This window comes from Bacillus sp. AR8-1 (assembly GCF_008042345.1).
Taxonomy (GTDB): domain Bacteria; phylum Bacillota; class Bacilli; order Bacillales; family Bacillaceae_G; genus Bacillus_A; species Bacillus_A cereus.
Genome location: NZ_QNUB01000009.1, coordinates 41,779 through 60,957 on the forward strand (window position 1 = coordinate 41,779; position 19,179 = coordinate 60,957).

A 19,179-nucleotide genomic window follows, 5' to 3' on the forward strand; every position below is an offset into this window, starting at 1 on the left:
TTCGGTTCACTGAATTCCTATGTTTTGTTCGCGGATTTGCACGGATACATTTTCAAATACTTGAATATCTTTTATAAAATGTAATAAACTAGATATGACTCTATAGAAGTAAGACGTATTATCTTACATAATAAAATCAATGAAATTGCGAGGAATTTTGAAATGAAAAAAGGTATTAACCGTGTTGTATTAGTAGGAACAGGAGCAGTTGGATGTAGTTATGCTTACTGTATGATTAACCAAGCCGTAGCTGAAGAATTTGTTTTAGTCGATGTAAATGAGGCAAAAGCTGAAGGGGAAGCAATGGATTTAAGTCATGCTGTTCCATTCGCACCAGCTCCAACTAGAGTATGGAAAGGCAGCTACGAAGATTGTAAAGATGCTGACCTTGTAGTTATTACAGCTGGATTACCACAAAAGCCAGGCGAAACACGTTTAGATGTAGTTGAGAAAAACGCTAAAATCTTTAAACAAATCGTTCGCAGTATTATGGATAGCGGATTTGATGGCATCTTCTTAATCGCAACAAACCCTGTAGATATTTTAACTTACGTAACTTGGAAAGAATCTGGTTTACCGAAAGAACGTGTAATCGGTTCTGGTACAACGCTTGATTCTGCTCGTTTCCGCTATATGTTAGGTGAGTACTTCGATATTGGTCCACACAACATTCACGCTTATATTATCGGAGAACACGGCGATACTGAACTTCCTGTTTGGAGTCATGTTTCCGTTGGTATCCAAAAACTACAAACACTGCTTGAAAAAGACAACACGTATAATCAAGAAGATTTAGACAAAATTTTCATAAACGTCCGTGATGCAGCTTACCATATTATTGAGCGTAAAGGCGCAACTTATTATGGTATCGGTATGTCACTTCTACGTGTTACAAAAGCAATTTTAAACGACGAAAATAGTGTATTAACTGTATCAGCTTACTTAGAAGGTCAATATGGTCAAAAAGATGTTTATATCGGGGTGCCTGCTGTTTTAAATCGCGGCGGTGTTCGTGAAATTTTAGAGGTTGAATTAAGTGAAGAAGAAGAATTAAAATTCGATCACTCTGTTCAAGTATTAAAAGAAACAATGGCTCCGGTTCTTTAATTAAGATAAAAAAGCAATATTTTGGATTGCTTTTTTATCTTAATTATCCCCTATGACCTTTTAATGATTTTCTATCATAGAAGAAGAATTAAAAGTCGATCACTCTGTTCAAGTATTAAAAGAAACAATGGCTCCGGTTCTTTAATTAAGATAAAAAAGCAATCCAATTTATTTTGGATTGCTTTTTTATCTTAATTATCCCCTATGACCTTTTAATGATTTTCTATCATTTCTTATTTTTTAGTCGCATCCTCATTATTTATATCAAGTACATCTAATAAAAAGATAAAGATTGGTATCCCGATAATAAGCCCCCATATTCCGAGGAAATGCTCTGAGAAGATGAGAATCATAAATGTATAAAAGATTGGTAAATTTGTTTTTGCAGACATAAACTTCGGATTTAAAAAATAACTTTCAAGAGCGTGGATTACTGTTATGAACACAAGTATGTATACTACGTACATAACTCCGCCTACGTTGTAAGCAATGATACAAAGTGGAAACAAAGAAATAATCACACCTGCAACAGGAATCAACCCTAGTAAGAAAACCATAACAGCTAATACAAGTAGCTGTGGAAATCCTAAAACAATTAATGCAATGACAGTAAGAATACAATTTACAACGGCAATTAAAAACTGAGCTTCAATTACTTTTCCGAACGATCTTGCAAATCTTTCACCAAAATATGCAATTTCCTCATAAAAGATTTTTAACTTACTATCTTTAAACTTAGATGTAAATGTAATAATACGCTCTTTTTCTAATAAGAAAAATAAGCTTAAAATTAGAGATAATAATATTTGTAAACTTACCTTCCCTATATTTGCTATTGATTGATATATGACATCTACACCTTGTTCTATATATTTTGATACTTCCATCCCATTAATTGTCGAAAGTACATATTTAACGATTTCATTATCAGGTGGATTTTGAAAAAACAGTTTAAATTGATAAATTAATTGTGAAATTTGTATCGTCAGCACAGGTAAATATTTATATAACGTTGTGCCTATAAAGGAAACTAGTATTATATACAAACATGCAATAACAATTTTCCGGTTTACTTTCAATTTTCTTGAAATAAAACGTTGAAATCGATCCATTAAAAACGTCAGTATAAACGTAATTAATATTAAATTGATCATACTTTTTAATGCATATAATACAAGCGCTACTATTATTAAAACGAGAAACCGTTGAAACCCTCTACTTCGAAAAAAACTCTTTACTTCATTCATTAAAAATTAACCTCCCCCTTCAATGGATGGAAATTGAATATATTACATTTTATGAACTCCTATAGACAATCTTTCTTACTAATTAAGAAGAATCCTTTTTTTCTTTTCATATTGTTAGATTCGTTTAACTGGAATCCACCAACATATTTCGGTGGACTCCAGTTATTTTTCATATAATCTTTTTATAAACTAGGTGATTTTCTATTTTTAGACTGCTGTTCATACGCATATCCCATATTGAAAAGCTCTCTTTCACCAAACTGTTTCCCTACAAACACTACACCGATTGGTTCTCCATTTTTATCATATCCAGCAGGAACCGCTAATTCCGGATAACCAGCTACAGCTGATAGAAGAACTTCATCGTTATTAATCATAACTAGAGCATCCAAACCTTGTTCTACTAAATACCTATCTAGCTCTTTTTTTGCATTTGCTTGACTCGTTTGTACTACGTTTTCGAACTCTTCTTTCGTTATAGCAGATTTTTCAGACCCCTCAATTAATGTTTGTCCGTACTTTATTCGTCTTTTACTATCCTTTTTATTAAACGCTAAAATCTCTTCTAACGATTTTACCGGTACATTCTTTTGCTGTGAAAGATAGTCGTTTACATTATGCTTGAACTCATATTCTAAAGTTTGCAAATTATCTACACCCCCATTGTTTAACTGAATATAATCAGTCAATATTGCACCTGCATCTTGAAGGTCTTTTTTTATTTTTTCTGCTACTGTTTTTCTATTTTCATCTTGTTGGTCTACAGAAAAAAGAAGCCCTATCTTTTTCCCTTTTAATCCATCTATTGATAAATCCTTTGTATAATTAATTCTTTCTTTATCTTTCATTTTTTCTGTCATAACATCTTTTTCGTCATAACCTATCATTGCATTAAATAACGTTGCTGCATCTTTTACTGTTCTTGCTATAGGTCCTGCTGTATCAAGAGTTTCAGCTAATGGAATAATTCCTGTTCTACTTACCATACCTAAAGATGGACGTAACCCAACTACTGATTGCTGCGCCGCTGGTGCAACAATCGATCCCGTCGTTTCTGTTCCAATTGCAAGCGGCGCAAAATCTGCCGCAACTACTGTAGCAGATCCTGAACTTGATCCTGAAGTATCGAATGTAATCGGACCGTACGGGTTTAAATTTTGTCCTTTCTTCCCGCTATACCCGCTTGGCATTGTAAAAGATAAATAGTTCGCCCACTCAGACATATTCGCTTTTCCTAAAACAAATGCTCCTTCTTCTTTCAACTGCTTCACAATTGTTGCGTCTTGATCTGCAATCCAATCTTTTAATACATAAGTTCCTGCACTAGTCGGCATCACTTTTTCCGTCTGTACATTATCTTTTACAACGACAGGAATACCATATAAATTCGAATTTTTGTTTCTACCCCGCTCTTGATCTAACTTTCTTGCTTCTTCCATCGCATTAGGATTTATCTCTGTAACAGAATTTAATGTTATTCCATTTTGATCATGTTCTTGTATTCTAAAGAGATAAATGCTCGTTAATTCTTCATATGACAACTTTCCGTCATCAATCATTTTTTGAAGCTCATCTACAGTCGCATTTACGACTTCTTTTTCTTTTATCTTTACATTTTCTATATTGATTCCTTTAAGCTGATTATGTATCGGTTGTAGCACTCTTTCTTTATCATATACAATACGCTCAGGTTCCTTTGGAAAATAATTTTTATACACGTAATATCCGCCGGCACACGCTAATAAGACAATGCCTCCAGTGATAGACAGCGTTACCTTTACCCATTTCTTCATGTTGCTTCCTCCACTCTATAAGATGCTTAGCTATACAAAAAAGAGAGTTACCTTTTACTTAACTCTCTCCAATCAAAATGCTAAATGAAAAAATGAAAGATTTCAATCTAATTACTTCTTTTTTTGCATTTGCTTTGCTAACATTTCTTTCACTTGATTATACGTTAATCCTGAATTTTTATTTAAACGCTTTACTTCCTCAACATCAGTACCTACCACTGTATATTTTTTCTCATCATTCATTTTTCTAATTCCCTTCTCACCGTATTATTTCTTATATTTCTTCCCTAAATGCGCATAAATTAACACCACTACAAAAAGGAAGCTGTTTTTAAGCACAGCTTCCTTCTCGTTACATATTGTATTTCTTAATAAAATTTCACTACATCTTCAGTAGGCAAGAACGTTCTTTCTGCTGGTTGTTCGTTTGGTTCACCAAATGGCATTTGACCTACTAAGCTCCACTCTGCTGGAATGTTCCAAGTTTCTTTCACTTCAGCATCTACGATTGGGTTGTAATGTTGTAATGATGCACCAATTCCTTCAGCCGATAATAGCATCCACACAGTATGTTGTAACATCGCATTTCCTTGATGAGACCAGAATGGGAACTGATCTTTGTATAATGGGGCATTTTCTTGCATTTTTTCTACAGTTGCTTGATCTTCAAAGAATAGAACTGTTCCTACACCTGCATGGAAGCCTTTTAGTCTTTCTACAGTCGCTTCAAAGTTTTCTGCTGGTACGCGTGCTCTTAGTGTTTCTTTAATGATATCCCAAAACTTTTCATGCTCTCCATCCATTAATACAACCATACGACCACTTTGCATATTGAAAGATGTTGGTGCGTGTAAAGCTGTTTTTAACACTTCTTCAATTCTTTCTTTCGTAATTGCATCGTTTTTTGCTACTTTACGAATTGAACGGCGGTTCACGATTGCTTCTTTTAAGTTTGTTGTAGTTGCTGACATTTTAATTCCTCCAAATGTTTGTTTTATAATTTATTTTGTTATTTCATAACAAGCGAATTAGCAATATCCATCGGTATTACATTGCATACCTTCAAATGAATTTGTTTTATCCTTTTCAATTTCTTTATCAATGACCCTTTCTAGTGTTTCTTTACTAGCAAGCCCTTGAATGACTTCATCTCCAATCATGACAGTTGGAACAGCCATAATATTCGCTTCATCATATGCGTGCTGAATTGCTTCTTGATGCTTTTCTTTATATTTACGAGTTACTAAAGCATCTTTAAATTCCGCCTCAGGAAGTCCTACTTCTACCGCTAATTTTGTTAACACATCAATATCTTCAATGTTTTGCTCTTCTTGGAAAAATGCTGTGAATACGCGGTGATGATACTCATTACCTAGTCCACGTTCTTTCGCAAATTGACATCCTTCGAAAGCTAAATGTGTATATGGATGTGGTGAAACACGTGGCAAGCGCATATCAATTCCTAACTTCTTCGCTGTCGGAAGAATGAAAGCATCCCATGAACCTAATTTTTCTGGTTCATTCCATGGATCTATTTTTGAATATGGACTTGGACGTAATTCAAATGGCATCCATTCAATCTCTACATCTTTCTCTTTCGCTACCTCATCTAATGGACCTTTTGCTAAAAAACAAAACGGACATATAAAATCTGAGTATACTTTCATTTTTACAGTCATAACTTTTACACCTTACCTTTATTGTTGTAATCAAATCAGTTACATTAGTGATAAAAAAATATAAATATTATTTAAGCATTCATTTTTTCTTGCAAAGTTTCAAACAACTGCCCCATCGTAATATTTCTCAAAACTTCTTCCATCGCGGATTGTGCTTGAATTAAAATAATTTCTAACACCGCTTGAATGTTCGCCCCAATTGGACAATCTGGATTCGGTTGGGCGTGAATATGAAATAGCTTGTCTTCTTCGACTACGTTCACTGCATGATACACATCTAACAATGTGATTTCATGTAAATCCTTTAGTAATCCCGCGCCACCCGGTCCACGATTTACGTAAACAAAGCCAGCTTGTTTCAAGTACGACATGATTTTACGAATGACTACTGGATTTGTATTGACACTCTCAGCCATATAGTCTGAAGTACAAAGTGAAGATGGATTGTTTTTCAAAATAGATAAAATATGAACAGCTATGGAAAAGCGGCTACTAATTTTCATCGTAATCACCACCTTGATGTAATCATTATAGTTACAACTAAAAAATAAGTCAATCCTTTTCATAGATTTTTTATAAGTAAATTAAAAAGTGTCCCATTATGATATATGAGACACCTCTTTTTATTCTGCAAATAGCGATTGAAATTCTTCAATAAATAGCTGCACAGCGATTGAAGAATCCTTTAATGAAGGAACAGCTAAAGCAATTTCTCTCCATACTTGTGGTTCCAATTCTCTCGTTTGCACATTTTTTGGTAAATTCGTTAAAGATAATTCAGCTAATATTGCAATGCCTAATCCTTCTTGAATCATATTTAAAGCTGTAGTAACTGTCGAAATTACATACTCAGCCCGAAGTGGTACGTTTGCTTGTTTAAACATATCAATAATAGGTGGTTCGTATCCGCCCTTACATAATATGATCGGTTCATTCTCTAAATCACTAATTGTAATAGAGTCCTTCTTACAGAGAGGATGATCCTCTCTTAAGATAGCAACCATTTTCCCCTTCGTTAATGGAACAATCTCCATATCTTTATTAGGCAAAATAACAATTCCTATATCAATAACCCTCGATACTAACCAATCTTCAACTTCTTTAATCGTTCCTTCACAAAGAACCACTTCTAATTTCGGATACTTCTCCTTAAAAAGGTTTATCATTTTGGGTAAGAAATGTGCAGAAGCACTCGGAAAACTACCAATTCGAATCGTCCCAACTTCGTGTCCTTTCTCCATCGCAACTTCTTGTTCAATCTTCTCTACACCGTTCAAAATCTCTCTAATATGTACAAGAATCCTGTTTCCTACATCCGTAACGAGGAGCCCTTTTCGTTTATCACGTATAAGAATAGTAACGCCTAACTCTGACTCAATACTTGAAATCGCATGACTAACAGCTGGCTGCGTCATATTTAATACCCTGGCAGCTTTCGTAAAACTACCTAACTCAACAGTTTTTATTAATACTTGCAGTTGTGTAATGGTCATAACTAATCACTTATACTCCTCATAAAAAAGATTCATTTTATTTATTACAGTCGATATCATATCATAGTGAAATGAATAACAACAAGGAGGTCTTTCAGTGACACAGCTTTCTCGAACTAAGACGGCCATAATCCTTACCTTTCTCGTTTTCATGTGGGGAATCAATTGGCCTTTATCAAAGTTTGCCCTGCATTATACACCACCTGTTTTATTTGCAGGCGTTCGAACTTTAATTGGAGGATTCATTTTACTCCTGTTCGCATTACCGAAATACAAAGAGTTACATTTAAAAGAAACGTGGCATTTATACGTTATTTCTTCTTTACTTAACATCATTATATTTTACGGATTACAAACTGTCGGCCTTCAATATATGCCTGCTGGGTTATTTTCCGCCATTGTATTTCTACAACCAGTTTTACTCGGTATTTTCTCGTGGATATGGCTTGAAGAATCAATGTACGGCTTGAAAATTTTCGGGCTTGTTCTCGGATTTATTGGTGTAGGTGTTATTAGCTCTAGCAGTTTAACAGGACATATTTCTATTATTGGAATCCTTCTCGCGTTAGGATGCGCTATCGGCTGGGCACTTGGCACAGTATTTATTAAGAAGACTGGTCACCGTGTTAATGCCATTTGGATGGTAACACTTCAGCTTATTATTGGTGGCCTTTGCTTAATTGGATTTGGTTCAGAGTTTGAAAGCTGGTCTAGTATCGCTTGGAGTATACCATTTGTTAGCGTACTTCTCTTTATTTCGTTCTTCGTTATTGCAATGGGGTGGCTTGCATACTTCACACTTGTTGGAGCTGGTGAAGCAAGTAAAGTTGGGGCTTATACATTCCTCATTCCACTAATAGCTATTATTGTAAGTTCAATTTTCTTACATGAGGCTATTACCATTAGCTTATTCATCGGACTATTATTTATTGTTGTGAGTATTTGTTTTGTAAATATAAAACCGAAAACACTTGTTGTAAGGCAGCAAGTTGAAGTGAAATAAATATGGGAAAGAGCCTACTGTTTGTAGGCTCTTTCTTACGTTTTACTTTTTACGACGTACTACAAAAACACACGCACTTACCGACGATACTATCGCCAAAATAGATAAGACAATTGCTATCAATTGCATATTACTAGTACCTTCATTCTTTTCTACACTAGACACTTCACCATGTTCTCCTGTTAATGACGTACCTTTTGCAATTGTAGTAAGTGAATGCGGTTTTTCAGCTTTTTCATCACCTGTCCATTCAACAATTTCTCCATCTTTATATTGTTGATATGCGTCCCAAGCTATTTTTTGTTCCTTATTTGGATTTTTAGCGACGAAAGTAAATCGTTGAAACTGACCAGGTAAAATCCCTTCTCCTGTTGCTTCCCATACTACAGTTTTAACTTTTCCATCTGTATCTTTTTTCTCTTCCACTTTCCATCCTGGCACTGGTTCATACTGTTGAAACTCGACGCCAGCTGGTATTTTCAGCGTGACTTTTGTCGTTGCCATATTTTTTTCAACTGGTACTTTTATCGTATAAGTCTCCCAAGAGTTAACATCTGAAATTGCTGGTTTCACAGTTACGTGAGCACTAACAGGTAACGAAAAAATCCCCATTGCAATAATTGTTGCGATCATTGTTGTTCCTAATTTTTTTATACGTTTCATTTTCTATTAGCTCCTTTTCATACATAGCTTCTTTTTATCTGCCACCGACAATAAATTTAAAATCTGTATCGAAACTATCAAGAGATTTTGTTAATCCATGAACATGTATATTCCAGTTTCCTGTCATGTTAATATACATACCTTCTGCTTCATATTCTCCCGGTGAAACTACTGAAACTTTAAATGAACCGTTTCCCATGTTCATATCTAATGATTGAGTCGTCAATATCATTTGTTCCATATCAGTAATAGGCTGTCCCTTTTCATCCTTTAGTGTAATATGGAATTTATTTTGACCTACCTTATTCGGACTTACATTTAGCGTAAGTTCATATCCATTATCTAATTGCTTACTCTCTGTAAATGGTCCAGTAGGAGGCATCGGTGGTGTTTGTACGTTTGTCATAAAAGCTACGATTACGAAAATGATAATTCCAATGACAAACTCTACTTTCACCGTAGCTCCTAATCCTTGCTGTGCTCGCATTCTCCCTTTCACATAATGAATAATTCCCAATATCCCCATGAAAATGAATAAAAGTATCTTTGTTAATAAAGCCAATCCATACTTCGTATCAAATAACGAGTGGATTGTTGGAATAAAAAATGTACTGTTAAAAAGACCTGTTATTAAAATCACGATGACAGCACCTGTTGCCCACGGTGAAAAACGCTTAATCATATCCCAATACATATGCCACTTGTTATCCTCATTACGTAAAAGAAGAATAATAGATGATAAACCACCAGCCCATAATGAAGCTGCGAATAAATGTAGAAAATCCATAACGACAGCAATGTCTTTAAACTTTAAACCGTATGCGTGACTATTAAAGGCCTTCATAACAAGTAACCCTATAAACAATAGTATTGGAATACTCCATACTTTAAACGACGAAAACTTCTCATGCTTCACCGCAAAATACGTAACAATTATAAGCGTACTAATGAGAACCATTTGAGTAATCCATACATAACCAAAAACAGAAAGCTGTAATGTTTCTTTTAATAGTAAAGGGTTGAATGCTTCTAGCCACGAAACATCGGCATTTATTTTCGCTTGCAATGGTAGGTTGAATAACAAGCTAATAAATATCCCAAATAAGGAGATCCATATTATGTTCTTACTCCTTGATCGAACCGAGGTTGCATTCCCTTTATACATAATAAGATTAAAGAAGAGAACTCCTAAAAATAGCGAGAAACTTGTATATAAAATTCCACGTTCCATAATCATATCGATTTGCGGGACATACCCCATCTCTTCCACTTGTACATCGTCTGTTCCCGCTTCCGCTAATCCAATACGGAATGGAATAACCCCTTGAATTGGATGCCCATCAGCTGAAATAGCTTTCCACTGAATAGAGTAGAGACCATTTTTGAGATTTTCTTTTAATCCGGCTTCTAATAGTTTTTTATTTTTTTTATCAATATGAGCATCTTTTAAATCGACTCTTTTACCTGATGTATCTCTCACATACAATGTATTAAAACGTGAAACTTGTATGTCCTCATCGAATTCAATTTTCACAACAGATGGTGCTCTCTTCAACGTTTCATTTTCCGTAGGGTTTGATTTCACAACATACGCATGAGCAGATGCACTTTTCGGTATCAATATGATAAGCACACACGCAAGTAATAACCATGTCCCTAATCTTCTCATTACTTTCACACTCATTTCACTTCTTTCTTCCTCATCGCTCTATTTTCATTACTTTAACTTCCGAAGTTTGATTCTCCGGCGAAATATTAACCTGATTAAATATAAACTTCTAGAAAGTATAACTCTTTATTTCTCTTCCACCTTTAAACTTCTAATATGATAGTAACTATCACGATAGATACAACTTACATTTTTAAAGTCGATTGTTATTATATCATAAAATATATTTATGTAAGTTATCAAAGAAGAAAAGTTATCGTGAATCATTTGTGAAGAAAATGTGAAATACATAAATAAAAAGGTATTACGTTATTACGTAACACCTTTAAAAAAATATCCCTATTCTATTTCTCTTCCGGATAATCACAATACTCGATAATCGTTCCTTCAGTATCCGCTGGGTTAAGATAAATTAATCTTCTGCCGTGTTTATTAATTCGAAGTGTATGCTCTAACGTTCGAATGCCTTGCTCCTTTAACTCTTCTAAAGCTACATCTAAATCATCTACTCGATATGCAACATGATGTACACCTTTACCTTTTTGTTTGATGAATCTGGCAATTGGCGACGTCGTATTATTCGTCGGTGCAAGTAATTCAATTCTATCTCCATCCACTTCAAGAATGGCTACTTCGCTTTCCACACCAGGAGCTTCACTTACGTAACGATCTATTAAAGTTCCTAGTAACACATTTTCATAAAAACGTATCGTACTATCTATATCTCGAACTGCGATGCCGATATGATCAATTGTTTTTTTCATTTTATTTCCCCTACTACTTTATTTTTTCTATCCTTATCAATAGTAACAAAAAAAGTTATAGAAACAAGTTCTATAACTTTTTTATTTAACCTATTTTCTTATTCGCACTAGCTGGTTGAACTTGATTTTTTGCTTTTACAACGCTAATGCCATATCCGATAAATCCACCGATAATCGCTGGGAAGATCCAGCCTAATCCTACTCCCTGCATCGGAAGGAATTTAGTGAACACTTGGCTTACTACTTCAATGTTAACTCCAGCTGCACTTAATCCATCGAATAAGCTGATGATAAATGTTACGATTAAGCTCACTTGATAAACTTCAGCTCTTCCTTTGAATAATGAATGGAAGAATGTTAAGAAAATCAATACGATTGCTAGTGGATAAATTGCTGTTAATACTGGAACAGAAACTGCGATCAATTGTGTTAATCCTACGTTTGCAACAATTGCACTAAATACACATAGTGTGATTGCAATTGCTTTGTAAGGAACATTTGGGAATAACTTATGGAAGAATGAAGAACATGCTGATACAAGTCCCACACTAGTTGTTAAACAAGCTACTGTAATCATTAATCCTAATAATACTCCGCCATATGATCCGAAATAGTAGTTAGAAACTTTCGCTAATACTTCTCCGCCGTTCTCTAAATGTCCAAGCTTTGCAACACTTGAAGCACCCATATAAGAAAGAGCTGTATAGATAATTGCTAAAATAGATGCTGCAATTATTGTCGCTTTTGCACAAACGACCATAATTTGTGTTTTCGTTTTCGCACCTTTTTCTTTAATAGCATTGATGATGATAATCCCGAATACGAATGATGCGAGCGTATCCATCGTTAAGTATCCTTCTTGGAATCCTTTAAAGAATGCATGTGATGTATAAGCTTCCACTGGTGCTTGCATATCTCCAATCGGATGTATAAAAGCAACGATTACTAAAATACCGATGAAAGTCAACTTAATTGGCGTTAAAATTTTTCCAACAATATCGACAATTTTCGCGGGATTTAGCGAAAAAAAACAAGTGATGCTAAAGAATATAATTGTGAAAAGAATTAAAGGTGTAGAACCTACTCCCTCTGGCATAAACGGCTTAAGACCAATTTCATAAGATACATTTCCTGTTCTCGGTATTGCAAATAACGGACCGATCGCTAAGTATAAAACTGTTGTAAATACAATCCCGAACACTGGGTGAGCACGACTAGCTAACGACTGCAAATCATCTTTACCTGAAAAACCAAATGCTAGTACACCTAGTAATGGTAATCCAACACCAGTTACTAAAAATCCAGCGTTAGCAATCCATACATTCTCTCCAGCTGATTGACCAAGCATCGCTGGAAAAATTAAATTTCCCGCTCCAAAAAATAGTGCAAATAACATTAATCCAATAACTACTATGAACGAAAACGGTACTTTATTCGCCATAATATAACCCCCATTCAAGTTTCCTTATCTCATTTTCCAATTTTAACTAATTGAATTTTCTGAATATTTAATTTAAGTATCAACTATTCTTGAATTCATTATAGTTTGCTATATAATATTTTGCAATACTATTTTCGAACTTTTCTTTTATTTTATAAATATACATTTTTTAACATGAAAAATAGACTAAAAAACCAACATGGTCATCCATGTTGGTTTTTCCATTTACTATCATGAATTAAAATTTTGCTGCTACTTTTTTAACGTTTTCTAGACCTTCTTCAACAATTTGTTGTGAACGATCTGGATATTGATTGTGTCCTTCAATTACAACTGTCTCTGGATTTGTAATTCCCCAGAATCCAAGTACAGTTGTTACGTAATTAACTGCCATTTCCATAGGAGCCATTTGTTCTGAAGAGTAATCTGAACCACGAGCACCTAACACAACTACTTTCTTACCACCAACTAAACCTTCTGGGCCATTTGCTGTATATTTAAACGTTTTTCCAGCTTGAGATAAGTATGAAATATATGTGATTAATGGTGCTGGTACTGTAAAGTTCCATAATGGGAATGCAAATACAACCTTATCAGCTTCTAAAAACTGATTTAAATATTGAGCTACTGTAGCAACTGCCTTCTCCTCTTCAGCTGTTAACTCCATACCTTGGCTACGTTTATATCCACCTGAAATCGCGATATTTCCGTAATAAGGAAGATCTAATGCAAATAAATCTAATTCCGTAATTTCTGTATTTGGATTTGCTTCTTTATAAGTACTTACAAATGTTTCATACATTTTTGAACTAACTGCTTGCTCCGCTGGACGATCGTTTGCTTTTACAAATAATACTTTTGACATTTTTTTATTCCCCTCTACATTCTTATTTTCTTCTTTTTTACCAAATAATGAGCTAAATAGTCCCATTTTCTTCACCTAATCTTTCTTTTCATATTCATTATTCATCATCATAAAAATTCTTATTCTAAGAAAAAGTTCCAATAGATACCTTAAGTTACGCCATTGCAACTTTTTGTTATTTAATTACCTTATGTAAGTGATTGTAATATAGTCACTTACTTTAGTCAAGTAACTTTTAATAAAAAATAAAATCTCGACTTAAAAATATTAAGCGAGATACAATTGAACACCAAATACATCTTTATTACTTGTATAATAAACTTAGAGAGGAAAATTCATATATAGAAAGGATTTATTCATGAGCACTATAGAAAAGATTCAAACTTTTATTATTCTTTTTGCTGTTACATGCGGCATCGTACTCGGACAATTTAATATGATACATACGTATTCAGACAAATTTATTGTCCCCTTCTTATTCTTCATGCTATATGGATTATTCCTCAGCATCCCATTAAAAGAAATAAAAAACGGATTTCGCAATTTAAAATTTGCTGGAACAAGTCTTACTATTAACTTCTTATGGACCCCTTTACTCACTTGGGGATTAGGAGCACTATTTCTTTCAGATCATCCAGCACTTTGGGTTGGATTTATAATGTTAATGGTTACTCCATGCACAGATTGGTACTTAATCTTTACTGAAATAGCGAAAGGAAATGTAGCACTTTCTACTGCAATTTTACCTGTAAATTTAATTTTGCAAGTACTACTCCTTCCAATTTATTTATTTTTATTTGCTGGTGTCATGAAAGCTGTAGCGATTTCTGTTTTAGTAGAAAGTATTGTTATCGTAATCGTCTTACCATTTATACTTGCACACGCTACAAAATTCATTATGAATAAAATGAAAAAAGCTGAACCTCTCGAGAATAAACTCATTCCGTTTTTTAGCTCTGCTCAAATTGTATTTTTAAGTTTAGCAATAGTAGCGATGTTTGCATCACAAGGTAAATATTTACTACAAAATATGAATGTTGTTTTATTATTACTCGTTCCTGTTCTATTGTTCTTCATCATCAATTTTTTACTAGGACAATTTATCGGGCGCATGATGCATTTATCTTACAAAGATACAGTAAGTCTAAGCTTAACAACGTTAGCAAGAAACTCACCTGTTGCACTCGCTATCGCTGTAACCGCTTTTCCAGACGAACCTCTTATCGCACTTGCACTCGTTATTGGACCATTGATTGAGTTACCGGTACTAGCTTGTGTGTCACAAGTTTTGTTGCTTATTAAGAAAAAACGGCAATACGCATAATAAAAAACGTCCCATTTTGGGACGTTTTTTATTATGGAAAGATTACATACAACACTTATTTCTTATTTATCATTACAAATGAAATTACCGAAACTACAAACGTAATAATACCAATTGTAATAAAGTGAAACTTTAATCATTGGGGGTTTTGTTCATCCCCCAATGATTATTAGCCCTCACCACTCCCGCATTAACAGATCCTTTCTAATTAAAAATGATAGGAAACGTAAATATGACGAAAGCTGCCCAAAGTCCGTATATTGGCAAATACTTCGTAACGGCATCTTGGATAGCTTTTGGTCCTGATTTATTTTGCAAGAAACGCATATAGGCAAACATAATCCAAATGAGATTTGCCCAAATCAGTATGTTTACTCCTAAAACAGCAAGTCTATTAGGTGTAATCCCGTAAGAAGAAAGTCTAAATACTATGGCTGACAATGCGACAGTGTCAATAATAAGCGCCAGAACAATTAAGGAAAAATTTATATAATCTGAAATATTCTTTTTCTCGTCCGAGTCACTTTCAACGATAGAAAATATGGTAACAGCCAATACACCAAGGAGGATTCCGTTGAAGGCCATTAGGAAATTGCGATCCAAGAACGGATTTTTCCCGACCCAAATTACCGTTATAAGATAGATAAGCAACGTGATCAGGACGAGAGGACTAAAAATTTTAGATATGTATGGTGTAATATTTTTAGCAAGCTTAAGATTCATTGATACTAAGTATGCAGCCACAATAGCGAGAGCCGCTGCTCCAAATAAAACAACATTACTAAAATAGAATTCTCCTATATCTAAGTCAACAAAGCTAAATAAACGCATGGTGAATACTGCTAGTATCATTCCGCTCACTGCCATGCTGGCGTAGAGAAGACAATATTCTAAATTAAATTTTATATAGGCTAATCTTGTACTGCCTTTTGAATATTCATTTCCTGTAAACGCAAGCCCTACTAAGACCCATAAAAATATAGGAAGATGTAAATAAGCAAGAATGGTACTGTCTTTATAATTTAATGGCAACGTATTAAGATACATCCCGGAAATAAGGAACAACGCTGCAAGGGAATAAATAATACTTTTTTTGGGAGTATTATTGTAAACAAAATAAGCAGCAATAAAGGGAATTACACCAAAAGCCAAGTTAATTGGAGCAATTGCTTCCTGCTCAACAAAGTGGAAAATGATCCTGGTGCTTATGCCGGCCAGAATAGCTAAAAGGCCCATGAATAAGAAACCTTTTTGAAACAAAGATGTTTTTTCTTTATTTACTTTCTCCTTGAAATGCAACCTTTCATACCAAGCACCTAGAACCTGGGAATCAGGGTTTTGGTCCCATGCTTGTGAGAATGCTTTTTTAAAAGCTTTCGGATCTTTTCTATACATCTTCTCCAACTCATGGGGGTTATCCATATTTTTAACAATCAAATTGTTAATGTTCATAGTTATACCTCCTCTAATTTTAAAAATAAGGTTGTTACCTTTTAACAAAAGCACCTCACTCATTTATTATGATTTTGATTTTAATACAAAATTTATCGTTTTACAATAAAAAATTATTATTTAAAGGATTTTTTTTATCGTTAAATTTTAAATAAAAGAAAAACAAAAGAGCATGACAGTTTTATGTCATGCTCTTTTAACAAATTAATTCTCAAATACAAAATTAATCTTATTATCTTTCCACTCTAATTTCGCATCAAACGTTTTCTCGCCCTTTTTAAAACCTTTAATTAAATCAGTCTTTTCACCTTTTAAGAGCTTTGTCATATTCTTTTGCGAAATTGTTTTACTTAATATCTTCTTTGAAATGGTGAAATCACATTGCGTTGTATTATAGTTAGAACAACCGTAAAACGTTGACTTATCAATTACATCACCATCACATTTTTTACAGCTACCAACCTTTTTACCCGTTGTAAATTTCGATCCTTTCCGTTCAATCGATTCAACATGTAGTCCCGTGAAATCCCACTTCTCAGACATTTCCACTGCGTCTTCAATAATTTTAGCTGATAGCTTTTTCGTCTGTTCCATAAATGTAGCTGGTGAAGCTGTACCTTCACCAATTTCCGCAAGACGTTGTTCCCATTTCGCAGTCATTTCCGGTGAAGCTAGTATTTTATCACCAATTGCGGTAATTAATACTTTTCCTTTATCAGTCGCATACACTTGGTTTTTCTTTACATCTATATACTTACGGTCTTTCAGCATCGTAATAATACCTGCGCGAGTCGCTTCCGTACCTAAACCTTCTGTTTTCTTTAATACTTTCTCCAGCTCTTCATTCTCTAAATACTTACCAGCTGTTTTCATTAACGTAATAAGTTGTCCTTCTGTATAGCGCTTCGGTGGCTGTGTTTTTCCTTCTTTCACTTTCACCTTTACAACTTTTCCTTCTTCGCCTTCAGCTACAATTGGAAGAATGGTTTCGTCATCTTTATCGTCTTGGAAAATAACTTTACGCCAACCTTCTTGAATTTGCTGTTTTCCTTTTGAAATGAATTCAGCACGTTCATCTACAAGCGTTACAATCGTTGTATAGTCAAAGATTGCAACTTCATAATGAGCTGCAATAAGCCTTCTTACGATCATATCGTATATTTTCTTTTCATCACCTGATAGTCTGCTTGGGTTTGTAACTTGCTCTGTCGGAATAATTGCGTAGTGATCTGTTACTTTCTTTTCATTTACATAACGCTTGTTATTCATAATGGATTCAACCGGAGCCGGTAATAAGCCTTTATATTCATCAAACTGACTTAACTTCTGTAAAATATCAGGGAACGTCGCTGCTTCTCCTTGTGTAACATAGTTAGAATCTGAACGTGGATAAGAAACAATCCCTTTTTGATAGAGTGCTTGCGTTATATCAAGCGTCTTTTTCGGTGAAAACTTAAAGGCTTTATTTGCCGTTGCTTGCAGTGATGATAAGTTAAATAAAAGCGGCGGCTGAAACTCTTTACGCTCCGTTTTCATTTCCTTCACAACAGCCGGTTTCCCTTGGCAAAATGCCGCAATTTTATTCGCCATATCAGGGTCTTTTAAGCGGGATTCATTATCCTTTTCCCATTTTCCGTCATATTTCTTTCCTTCTATATTAAAGGTTGCAAACACTTCCCAGAAAGGCTCTGACTTAAAGTTTTCAATTTCTTTCTCTCGCTTTACAATCAATGCTAACGTTGGTGTTTGGACACGACCAGCAGAAAATACATCATTCATTCCTTTTTTCTTTAACAAAATACTAAAGACACGTGATGCATTCATACCAACAACCCAGTCAGCGCAAGATCTTGTGTATGCTTCGTAATACGTATTAATTGTATCTGATTCATCAAGTAGATTTTTAAATCCTTGGTAAATAGCTTGCTTCGTTAAAGATGAAATCCATAGACGTTTCATCGGCTTTTGCACGTTACAAAGATTAATAATATTTCGTACGATCAGTTCCCCTTCACGCCCAGCATCGCCCGCGTGAATAATTTCTGTTACCTGAGGATTATGTAACAGCTGTTTCACTACGTTAAATTGCTTATACTTTGACTTTGTTACTTCAAATTGAAAACGTTCTGGAATCATCGGTAATGTATTAAGTGACCATTTTTTCCACTCTGCGTGATAATGCTCTGGATTACATAACTGCGTCAAATGACCAATTGCCCATGTACAGTACGCTCCATTTGGAAATAACTCATTCGCTTCTACTTCTAAATATCCATCTTTCCGGCGATATTTAAACTGTGAAACAAGAGCCAACCCTTGATCTGGTTTCTCGGCAATAATTAATTTCATTTTATAACTCCCTATCTGTATTCCAGTGTTACTTTCATTGTCTATATGTTTAGAAGCGATGATAAAACAACAATCTTATTTATCATTCGCGGTTTGTCTCGCAAATGGGAGACCTATAATATTATACGCTTATTCTTTATGGCTTCACAATAGAAACTCATAATATAACAATTTCTTTCACATGCTTATAATTAAAAAAGACGCCCTAAAAAATCAAGCGTTCCTTTGCTTACATCTATGAAATTGTGCAGATAATATGCAGATATTAATAAGCATAAGTACCCTCCATATAAACATATGATGAAATGAACGATAGGACAAGGAGGTATC

17 protein-coding genes are annotated in these 19,179 nt (G+C 34.4%); 3 read left to right on the top strand and 14 right to left on the bottom strand.

Going from position 1 to position 19,179, the window contains the following annotated elements:
• Positions 1 to 162: 162 nt before the first annotated feature.
• On the top strand, positions 163 to 1,107 hold the full coding sequence (locus tag DN400_RS05690) for an L-lactate dehydrogenase (protein ID WP_147801572.1): 945 nt from the start codon (positions 163 to 165) through the stop codon (positions 1,105 to 1,107).
• Positions 1,108 to 1,340: 233 nt separating this feature from the next.
• On the opposite strand, the gene DN400_RS05695 is transcribed toward DN400_RS05690, so the two are convergent.
• The 7 genes from DN400_RS05695 to DN400_RS05720 all read right to left on the bottom strand — a co-directional run bounded on the left by DN400_RS05695 (position 1,341) and on the right by DN400_RS05720 (position 7,319).
• Positions 1,341 to 2,354 carry an AI-2E family transporter gene (locus DN400_RS05695; protein WP_001006602.1) on the bottom strand — a complete coding sequence of 338 codons (1,014 nt, stop codon included), beginning with the start codon at positions 2,352 to 2,354 and terminating at the stop codon, positions 1,341 to 1,343.
• Between the two features lie 182 nt (positions 2,355 to 2,536).
• The gene (locus DN400_RS05700) at positions 2,537 to 4,147 is read right to left on the bottom strand and encodes an amidase family protein (RefSeq protein ID WP_098237060.1); all 1,611 of its coding nucleotides are present in this window, start codon (positions 4,145 to 4,147) and stop codon (positions 2,537 to 2,539) included.
• 111 nt (positions 4,148 to 4,258) lie between these two features.
• A complete protein-coding gene (locus DN400_RS29775) occupies positions 4,259 to 4,390 on the bottom strand; it encodes a hypothetical protein (protein WP_000997344.1) in 132 nt (43 codons plus the stop codon).
• A gap of 125 nt (positions 4,391 to 4,515) precedes the next feature.
• Entirely contained in the window at positions 4,516 to 5,118 is a 603-nt protein-coding gene (locus DN400_RS05705; RefSeq protein ID WP_071714425.1) for a nitroreductase family protein, read from the bottom strand.
• Positions 5,119 to 5,175: 57 nt separating this feature from the next.
• A complete protein-coding gene (locus DN400_RS05710) occupies positions 5,176 to 5,826 on the bottom strand; it encodes a DsbA family oxidoreductase (protein WP_000216673.1) in 651 nt (216 codons plus the stop codon).
• A gap of 71 nt (positions 5,827 to 5,897) precedes the next feature.
• Complete coding sequence (locus tag DN400_RS05715) at positions 5,898 to 6,329, bottom strand: Rrf2 family transcriptional regulator (RefSeq protein WP_071714426.1); 432 nt, start codon at positions 6,327 to 6,329, stop codon at positions 5,898 to 5,900.
• Positions 6,330 to 6,449: 120 nt separating this feature from the next.
• Positions 6,450 to 7,319, bottom strand: coding sequence for a LysR family transcriptional regulator (locus DN400_RS05720; protein ID WP_000156771.1), 870 nt, complete (start codon positions 7,317 to 7,319; stop codon positions 6,450 to 6,452).
• Between the two features lie 97 nt (positions 7,320 to 7,416).
• On the opposite strand from DN400_RS05720, the gene DN400_RS05725 reads away from it, so the two are divergent.
• Entirely contained in the window at positions 7,417 to 8,322 is a 906-nt protein-coding gene (locus DN400_RS05725) for a DMT family transporter (protein WP_071714427.1), read from the top strand.
• 42 nt (positions 8,323 to 8,364) lie between these two features.
• Here DN400_RS05725 and DN400_RS05730 read toward each other — a convergent pair whose 3' ends face one another.
• From DN400_RS05730 to DN400_RS05750, 5 genes are all read right to left on the bottom strand, one after another.
• A complete protein-coding gene (locus tag DN400_RS05730) occupies positions 8,365 to 8,985 on the bottom strand; it encodes a YcnI family copper-binding membrane protein (RefSeq protein WP_071714428.1) in 621 nt (206 codons plus the stop codon).
• 34 nt (positions 8,986 to 9,019) lie between these two features.
• Positions 9,020 to 10,669, bottom strand: a complete 1,650-nt coding sequence (locus DN400_RS05735; RefSeq protein ID WP_071714429.1) for a copper resistance CopC/CopD family protein — start codon at positions 10,667 to 10,669, stop codon at positions 9,020 to 9,022.
• Between the two features lie 329 nt (positions 10,670 to 10,998).
• Positions 10,999 to 11,418: a VOC family protein gene (locus DN400_RS05740; protein WP_000750850.1), complete on the bottom strand. Its 420-nt coding sequence runs from the start codon at positions 11,416 to 11,418 to the stop codon at positions 10,999 to 11,001.
• An 85-nt stretch (positions 11,419 to 11,503) separates the two neighbouring features.
• Positions 11,504 to 12,859, bottom strand: a complete 1,356-nt coding sequence (gene brnQ, locus DN400_RS05745) for a branched-chain amino acid transport system II carrier protein (protein WP_071714430.1) — start codon at positions 12,857 to 12,859, stop codon at positions 11,504 to 11,506.
• Between the two features lie 238 nt (positions 12,860 to 13,097).
• The gene (locus tag DN400_RS05750; RefSeq protein ID WP_147801573.1) at positions 13,098 to 13,790 is read right to left on the bottom strand and encodes an FMN-dependent NADH-azoreductase; all 693 of its coding nucleotides are present in this window, start codon (positions 13,788 to 13,790) and stop codon (positions 13,098 to 13,100) included.
• Positions 13,791 to 14,082: 292 nt separating this feature from the next.
• On the opposite strand from DN400_RS05750, the gene DN400_RS05755 reads away from it, so the two are divergent.
• Positions 14,083 to 15,048, top strand: coding sequence for an arsenic resistance protein (locus DN400_RS05755; RefSeq protein ID WP_071714431.1), 966 nt, complete (start codon positions 14,083 to 14,085; stop codon positions 15,046 to 15,048).
• Between the two features lie 204 nt (positions 15,049 to 15,252).
• Here DN400_RS05755 and DN400_RS05760 read toward each other — a convergent pair whose 3' ends face one another.
• Positions 15,253 to 16,500 carry a DUF4153 domain-containing protein gene (locus tag DN400_RS05760; protein ID WP_001024718.1) on the bottom strand — a complete coding sequence of 416 codons (1,248 nt, stop codon included), beginning with the start codon at positions 16,498 to 16,500 and terminating at the stop codon, positions 15,253 to 15,255.
• 204 nt (positions 16,501 to 16,704) lie between these two features.
• Positions 16,705 to 18,849, bottom strand: a complete 2,145-nt coding sequence (topB, locus tag DN400_RS05765; protein WP_000766771.1) for a DNA topoisomerase III — start codon at positions 18,847 to 18,849, stop codon at positions 16,705 to 16,707.
• Positions 18,850 to 19,179 lie beyond the last annotated feature (330 nt).